6 protein-coding genes are annotated in these 7,495 nt (G+C 68.7%); all 6 read left to right on the forward strand.

What is annotated here, in order from left to right:
• Window positions 1–28 precede the first annotated feature (28 nt).
• The 6 genes from VKG81_RS18465 to lgt all read left to right on the forward strand — a co-directional run bounded on the left by VKG81_RS18465 (window position 29) and on the right by lgt (window position 7,481).
• Window positions 29–1,561, forward strand: coding sequence for an anthranilate synthase component I (locus VKG81_RS18465; protein ID WP_324398020.1), 1,533 nt, complete (start codon window positions 29–31; stop codon window positions 1,559–1,561).
• Window positions 1,558–2,154, forward strand: coding sequence for a TIGR02234 family membrane protein (locus VKG81_RS18470; protein WP_324398022.1), 597 nt, complete (start codon window positions 1,558–1,560; stop codon window positions 2,152–2,154). Before VKG81_RS18465 ends, VKG81_RS18470 begins: the two co-directional genes overlap by 4 nt.
• Window positions 2,155–2,239: 85 nt before the next feature.
• Window positions 2,240–3,061 (forward strand): indole-3-glycerol phosphate synthase TrpC, encoded by an 822-nt coding sequence (gene trpC, locus VKG81_RS18475; RefSeq protein WP_324398023.1) that lies wholly within the window; start codon window positions 2,240–2,242, stop codon window positions 3,059–3,061.
• A gap of 1 nt (window position 3,062) precedes the next feature.
• Window positions 3,063–4,334 (forward strand): tryptophan synthase subunit beta, encoded by a 1,272-nt coding sequence (gene trpB / locus VKG81_RS18480; protein ID WP_324398024.1) that lies wholly within the window; start codon window positions 3,063–3,065, stop codon window positions 4,332–4,334.
• Window positions 4,327–5,127 carry a tryptophan synthase subunit alpha gene (gene trpA / locus VKG81_RS18485; RefSeq protein ID WP_414685319.1) on the forward strand — a complete coding sequence of 267 codons (801 nt, stop codon included), beginning with the start codon at window positions 4,327–4,329 and terminating at the stop codon, window positions 5,125–5,127. Before trpB ends, trpA begins: the two co-directional genes overlap by 8 nt.
• A complete protein-coding gene (gene lgt / locus VKG81_RS21590) occupies window positions 5,124–7,481 on the forward strand; it encodes a prolipoprotein diacylglyceryl transferase (RefSeq protein WP_414685320.1) in 2,358 nt (785 codons plus the stop codon). The genes trpA and lgt overlap by 4 nt, the downstream gene beginning before the upstream one ends.
• Window positions 7,482–7,495 lie beyond the last annotated feature (14 nt).

Here is a 7,495-nt window from a genome sequence, read left to right on the forward strand (position 1 = left end):
ACGAAACACGGGATGGGAAGATGAACACGTGCCGTCGACCGCCGATCTCGCCACGACGACCAGTCGCGAGGAGTTCCACGCGCTGGCAGCCGAGCACCGGTTCGTGCCCGTCACCCGCAAGGTGCTCGCCGACAGCGAGACCCCGCTCTCGGCGTACCGCAAGCTTGCGGCCAATCGTCCGGGCACGTTCCTGCTCGAATCCGCCGAGAATGGCAGGTCGTGGTCGCGGTGGTCATTCATCGGCGCGGGTGCCCCCTCCGCGCTGACCGTCCGAAACGGCGAGGCGGCGTGGCTCGGTGTGACGCCGCAGGACGCGCCCCGCGGCGGCGACCCGTTGCAGGCCCTGCAGGCGACGATGAACCTGCTGGCCACCGGGGAGGTGCCGGGGCTGCCCCCGCTGTCGGGCGGCCTGGTCGGGTTTTTCGCCTATGACATGGTGCGGCGCCTCGAACGGCTGCCCGAACTGGCGGTGGACGACTTGAAACTGCCCGACATGGTGCTGTTGCTGGCTACCGACGTCGCCGCCGTCGACCACCACGAGGGCACCATCACGCTGATCGCCAACGCGGTGAACTGGAACGGCACCGACGAGCGTGTGGACTGGGCCTACGACGACGCGGTGGCCCGGCTCGACGTGATGACCAAGGCGCTGGGCCAGCCCCTGCCGTCGACCGTCGCAATCTTCGACCGGCCCGCACCCATGCCCCGCGCCCAGCGCACCATAGAGGAGTACGGGGCGATCGTGGAGCGCCTCGTCGCCGACATCGAGGCGGGGGAGGCCTTCCAGGTCGTGCCGTCGCAGCGGTTCGAGATGGACACCGACGCCGACCCGATCGACGTGTACCGGATGTTGCGGGTGTCCAACCCCAGCCCGTACATGTATCTGCTACACGTGCCGAACAACGAAGGGGGCCTGGACTTTTCAATCGTCGGTTCGAGCCCCGAAGCGCTGGTGACCGTGAAGGACGGGTGGGCGACGACCCACCCGATCGCCGGCACCCGCTGGCGGGGCGACACCGACGAAGAGGACCTGCTGCTGGAGAAGGAACTGCTGGCCGACGAGAAGGAGCGCGCCGAGCACCTGATGCTGGTGGACCTGGGCCGCAACGACCTCGGTCGGGTCTGCCGGCCGGGCACCGTCCGCGTCGACGATTACAGCCACATCGAGCGCTACAGCCACGTCATGCATCTGGTCTCGACGGTCACCGGCCAGCTCGCCGAGGGTCGCTCCGCCCTCGACGCTGTGACCGCCTGTTTCCCGGCCGGGACGCTGTCCGGCGCGCCGAAGGTGCGGGCGATGGAGCTGATCGAAGAGGTCGAGAAGACCCGGCGCGGCCTCTACGGCGGGGTGGTCGGGTATTTGGACTTCGCGGGCAACGCAGACTTCGCGATCGCGATCCGCACCGCGCTGATGCGCGACGGCACCGCATACGTGCAGGCCGGGGGTGGTGTGGTGGCCGACTCCAACGGCCCCTACGAGTACACCGAGGCGGCAAACAAGGCGAAGGCCGTGCTCAACGCGATCGCCGCCGCCGAAACGCTGACCCCGCCGGCGCAATGATCCGCTTCGCCCAGCTGCTGCTGGTCGTCGCCGCGTTGGGGCTGTGGGTGGCGTCGCGACTGCCGTGGGTCATCGTGCAATCCTTCGACGGGCTGGGCCGGCCCCGCACGGCGACGCTGTCCGGGTCGTCCTGGTCGACGGCGTTGATTCCGCTGGCGGTGCTGCTGCTGGCTGCGGCGGTCGCCGCCCTGGCATTGCGGGGCTGGTTACTGCGGCTCCTTGCGGTGCTCGTCGCTGCCGCCAGTGCCGGCGCCGGCTACCTGGCCATCAGCCTGTGGGTGGGCCGCGACGTCTCGGTGCGCGGCGCCGACCTGGCGCAGGTTCCCGTCGCGTCGCTGCTTGGCGGCGAGCGGCATTACGCGGGCGCGGCGGTGACACTGGCGGCCGGGGTGACGGCGCTCGTCGCGGCGGTCCTGCTGATGCGCGGCGCGGTCCATGGCGCACGCGCCGCGACGAGATATGCGTCACCTGCTGAACGGCGTGCCGCGGCGGTACGTGGTGATTCAAGGGGCACGATGACAGAACGGATGATGTGGGATGCCATCGACGAGGGCCGTGACCCGACTCGGGATCCGGACACCGAGGGTCGGTGACGGGCTGCCCGCCCGCGGCGGCTACCCTTTCGGTGACGTTCGACCGCGTGCCTGCGGCGGGGTTTCAGGAAGGAGCCGAAAGGCGATGAGTTCGGCAACCGTGCTCGACTCCATCATCGAAGGAGTGCGTGCCGACGTTGCCGCTCGCGAGGCCGTCGTGCCGTTGGCCGACGTCAAGGCCGCCGCCAGAGACGCTCCGCCGCCGCAAAACGTCATGGCGGCATTGCGCGCACCGGGCATCGGCGTGATCGCCGAGGTGAAGCGCGCGAGCCCGTCACGCGGTGAGATGGCGACCATTTCGGATCCCACGGAATTGGCCCGCGCCTACGAGGATGGCGGCGCGCGCATCATTAGCGTGCTCACCGAAGAGCGCCGATTCAACGGCTCGCTGTCCGACCTGGACTCGGTCCGCGCGGCGGTGTCGGTGCCGGTGCTGCGCAAGGACTTTATCGTTCGGCCCTATCAGATTCACGAGGCCCGTGCGCATGGCGCCGACATGCTGCTACTGATCGTCGCCGCGCTGGAGCAGTCCGCGTTGGTCTCGATGCTCGACCGCACCGAGTCGTTGGGTATGACGGCTCTCGTCGAGGTGCACACCGAAGAAGAGGCCGATCGTGCGTTGCAAGCCGGCGCCAGCGTCATCGGCGTCAACGCCCGCGACCTGAAGACGCTGACGGTGGACCGCGATTGCTTTGCGCGGATCGCTCCGGGCTTGCCCACCAACGTCATCCGCATCGCGGAGTCGGGCGTTCGGGGCACTGCCGATCTGCTGGCCTACGCGGGTGCGGGTGCCGACGCCGTGCTGGTCGGCGAGGGGCTGGTCACCAGCCGCGATCCCCGGAGCGCCGTGGCCGACCTCGTCACCGCCGGCACGCATCCGTCCTGCCCGAAAACCACGCGCCAGTAACGTGCCTGAGCTCGCCGGCACCGAACTCCCGCGTTCGAGCGCGGCCATCGCCGAACCCACGAAACACGATCCCGACAGCAGGGGTCATTTCGGTGTGTACGGCGGACGGTATGTCGCCGAAGCGCTGATGGCGGTCATCGAAGAAGTCACTGCGGCCTACGAAAAGGCCCGCAGCGATCAGGAATTTCTCGACACCCTGGATCGCTTGCAGACCCACTACAGCGGTCGGCCGTCGCCGCTCTACGAGGCCATACGGCTCAGTGAGCACGCAGGAGGCGCGCGGATCTTTCTCAAGCGAGAAGACCTCAACCACACCGGTTCTCACAAGATCAACAACGTGCTCGGACAGGCGCTGCTGGCCAAGCAGATGGGCAAGACGCGGGTCATCGCCGAGACCGGAGCCGGCCAGCACGGGGTGGCCACGGCGACCGCCTGCGCGCTGCTCGGGTTGGAGTGTGTGATCTACATGGGCGCGGTCGACACCGCGCGTCAGGCGCTGAACGTCGCGCGGATGCGGCTGCTGGGCGCCGACGTGGTGCCCGTGAAGTCCGGGTCGCAGACGCTCAAGGACGCAATCAACGAAGCGTTCCGCGACTGGGTGACCAACGCCGATCGCACGTATTACTGCTTCGGCACAGCGGCCGGTCCGCATCCGTTCCCGATGATGGTCCGCGACTTCCAGCGCGTGATCGGACTGGAAACACGCGCGCAGATTCTGGCGCAGGCCGGCCGACTTCCCGACGCGATAACGGCATGTGTCGGCGGAGGCTCCAATGCGATCGGCATCTTCCACGCCTTCATCGACGAGCCGGGCGTGCGGCTGGTCGGCTTCGAGGCCGCCGGCGATGGTGTCGAAACAGGAAGGCACGCAGCGACATTTACCGGCGGGTCACCGGGTGCTTTCCAGGGCTCCTATTCATACCTGCTGCAGGACGAGGATGGTCAGACCATCGAATCCCATTCCATCTCAGCCGGATTGGACTATCCGGGTGTCGGTCCTGAACACGCCCTGCTGAAGGATGTCGGACGGGCGGAATACCGGCCCATCACCGACACGGAGGCCATGGACGCGTTTCGGCTGTTGTGCCGGACAGAAGGGATCATCCCGGCGATCGAGTCAGCGCACGCCGTCGCCGGCACGTTGCAGCTCGGCCCCGAGCTGGGTCCTGGCAGCATCATCGTGGTGAACCTCTCCGGACGTGGCGACAAAGACGTCGCGACCGCCGCGCAGTGGTTCGGTCTGCTCGACGACGAGGGCGATGCACGTGGCTGAACCTGCACGGCTGGCCGAGCTTTTCGCGTCGTGCCGCCAGCATGACCGTTCCGCATTGATCGGGTACCTGCCCACCGGGTATCCGGACGTGCCGAAATCGATCGAGGCGATGACCGCTCTAGTCGAATCCGGCGGCGACGTCATCGAGGTGGGTGTGCCGTACTCAGATCCCGGTATGGACGGGCCCACGATTGCGCGAGCGACGGACGCGGCGTTGCATGGCGGAGTGCGGGTGCGCGATTCGCTGGTCGCCGTCGAAGCGATCAGCAACGCCGGCGGGCGTGCCGTCGTGATGACATATTGGAATCCGGTGCTGCGCTACGGGGTCGACGCGTTCGCCCGCGATCTGGCCGCCGCCGGTGGTCTGGGCATGATTACTCCGGACCTCATTCCCGACGAGGCCGACGAATGGCTGGCGGCCTCCGACCGGCATAACCTCGACCGGATCTTCCTGGTTGCACCATCGTCGACGCAGCAGCGGCTGGCGGCGACCGTCAACGCGTCGCGTGGCTTCGTCTATGCGGCGTCCACGATGGGTGTCACGGGTGCGCGCAACGTCGTATCGCATGCGGCTCCAGCACTGGTGAGCCGGGTCAAGCAGGTGTCGGACATCCCGGTCGGCGTGGGTCTGGGGGTGCGGTCCGGCGAGCAGGCCGCGGAGATCGCCACCTACGCCGACGGGGTGATCGTGGGGTCGGCGCTGGTGTCGGCGCTGGGGGACGGGGGTGTCGCGCAGGTGCGCACGCTGACACGGGAATTGGCGGACGGGGTGCGGCAGAGGATCCCCGCGTGACGACGACGCTGGCTTACATACCGAGTCCGCCCCAGGGGGTCTGGCACCTCGGCCCGTTGCCGATCCGCGCATACGCGTTGTTCATCATTACCGGCATCATCGTGGCGTTGATGGTCGGCGACCGGCGTTGGGTCGCCCGGGGCGGAGAACCCGGCGTCATCTACGACATCGCCTTGTGGGCCGTGCCGTTCGGCTTGATTGGCGGTCGGCTGTATCACGTCATGACCGACTGGCGGACCTACTTCGGCGAAGGTGGCGCGGGGTTCGTTGCTGCGCTGAAGATTTGGGATGGTGGCCTCGGGATTTGGGGTGCCGTGGCGCTCGGTGGGGTAGGTGCCTGGATCGCGTGCCGACGGCTCGGCATACCGCTTCCGGCGTTCGGTGACGCGATAGCGCCGGGGATCGTCTTGGCGCAGGCGATCGGGCGGCTCGGCAACTACTTCAACCAGGAGCTCTACGGCCGGCCCACCACCCTTCCGTGGGGCCTGGAGATCTTCTATCGGCGCGATCCGTCCGGCGTGATCGACGTGCACTCACTTGACGGGGTTTCCACCGGCCAGGTGGCCGCGGTGGTTCATCCGACTTTTCTGTATGAATTGCTTTGGGACGTACTTGTTTTCGTGGCGCTGATCTATATCGACCGGCGGTTCAAAATCGGACATGGCCGACTGTTCGCGCTCTACGTGGCGGGATATTGCGTCGGTCGGTTCTGGGTCGAGTTGATGCGCAGCGACGCGGCCACCCACATTGCGGGCATTCGCATCAACTCGTTCACATCGACGTTCGTGTTCATCGGCGCAATGGTGTACATCATGGTGGCACCGAAGGGACGCGAGGATCCCGCGACGCTGCGCGGTAAGCCCCGCGGTAAGCCCGAAGAAGGTGAGCCCGGAGAACCCGAAGAAGAGGAATCGCTGGTCACCGAGGTCGCCAAGGAACTCACCGCGGTTGCTGCGACCAGTGGGGTAGTCGCGGCCGCGACGGTCGTCGCCGACGAGAACGAGGTTGCCGGCGAAAAGGGCGGTGGCGGGGACGGCGCGGGTGGCGCGGTCGACGCGGGTGGCGGGGTTGACGCGGGTGGCGGCGACGGCGCGGGCGGCGGGGTTGACGCGGGTGGCGGCGACGGCGCGGGTGGCGGGGACGGCGCGGGTGGCGGGGACAAGCCGCTGAAGGCCGTTGAAGAACCGGAGGCCGGCGAGGAGAAGTCCGAACGTGAGGCTGCCGAGGAGCCGGTCGAGTCCGCTGAGGCTGCGGCCAAGCCCGTTGACGTTGAGCCCGAAGCCGCCGAGGGTGAAGCCGCCGAGGGCGAGGAGGCGGTCAAGGCCGAAGAGCCGGGTGAAGGTCAGGAACCCGTTGGCGCGGCGGTCGTGGAGGCGGCTGTCGAGCCTGTGGAGGGTGCGGTTGTCGAGCCTGTGGAGGGTGCGGCTGTCGAGCCTGTGGAGGGTGCGGCTGTCGAGCCTGTGGAGGGTGAGGTCGAGGAGTCGGCCGAGGTTGAGCCGGTTGAGCCGGAAGTGGCAGAGGCCGGGGAGCAGGCGGAGGCCGGGGAGCAGGCGGAGGCCGAGTCGGTAGAGGCGGAAGTTGGGGAGGCCGCCGAGCCTGTGGAGGCTGAGCTGGTAGAGCCGGAAGTTGCGGAGGCGGCTGCTGGTGAGGAGGCCGGAGAAGCTGAGGGGCCTGGTGTCGCCGAGGAGTCGGCCGAGGTTGAGCCGGTTGAGCCAGACGTGGCAGAAGCCGGGGAGCGGGTGGAGACCGGGGAGCCGGCGGGGGCTGAGCCGGTAGAGCCGGACGTGGCGGAGGCGGCTGCTGGTGAGGCGTCGGGTGGTGCGGAGGAGCCGGGTGCTGGTGAGGCTCTGGAGGGCGGCGAGCCTGGGGAGCCGGCGGGCGCCGAGCCGGTAGAGCCGGACGTTGCGGAGGCGGCTGCTGGTGAGGAGCCGGCCGAAGGGGAGGCGCCGGGTGCTGGTGAGGCTGTGGAGGGCGGCGAGCCTGGGGAGCCGGCGGGCGCCGAGCGGGTAGCGCCGGACGTGGCGGAGGCGGCTGCTGGTGAGGCGTCGGCCGAAGGGCAGGAGCCGGGTGCTGGTGAGGCTGTGGAGGGCGGCGAGCCGGGGGAGCCGGCGGGGGCTGAGCGGGTAGAGCCGGACGTTGCGGAGGCGGCTGCTGGTGAGGAGCCGGCCGAAGGGCAGGAGCCGGGTGCTGGCGAGGCTGTGGAGGGCGAAAAGGCCCCGCAACCGGCCGTCGCGGAACTTCCACCGATAGCCGTCCAGGCGTTTGACGGAGCCGCGGCGAAACAGCCTGAGGAGTCAGGGAGTCGCGCCGCGCGCTGGCTGCGAAACTTGAGAACCGTTCGCCGCCGCGGGTAGCTAAGGAGCCGCCC

The sequence above is a fragment of the Mycobacterium sp. genome, assembly GCF_035314905.1.
Lineage (GTDB): Bacteria > Actinomycetota > Actinomycetes > Mycobacteriales > Mycobacteriaceae > Mycobacterium.

What these genes read in the sequence shown, in the direction of transcription:
- trpC (WP_324398023.1), top strand. Translation starts at nt 2,240, where the DNA reads ATGAGTTCGGCAACCGTGCTCGACTCCATCATCGAAGGAGTGCGTGCC.
- VKG81_RS18470 (WP_324398022.1), top strand. Translation starts at nt 1,558, where the DNA reads ATGATCCGCTTCGCCCAGCTGCTGCTGGTCGTCGCCGCGTTGGGGCTG.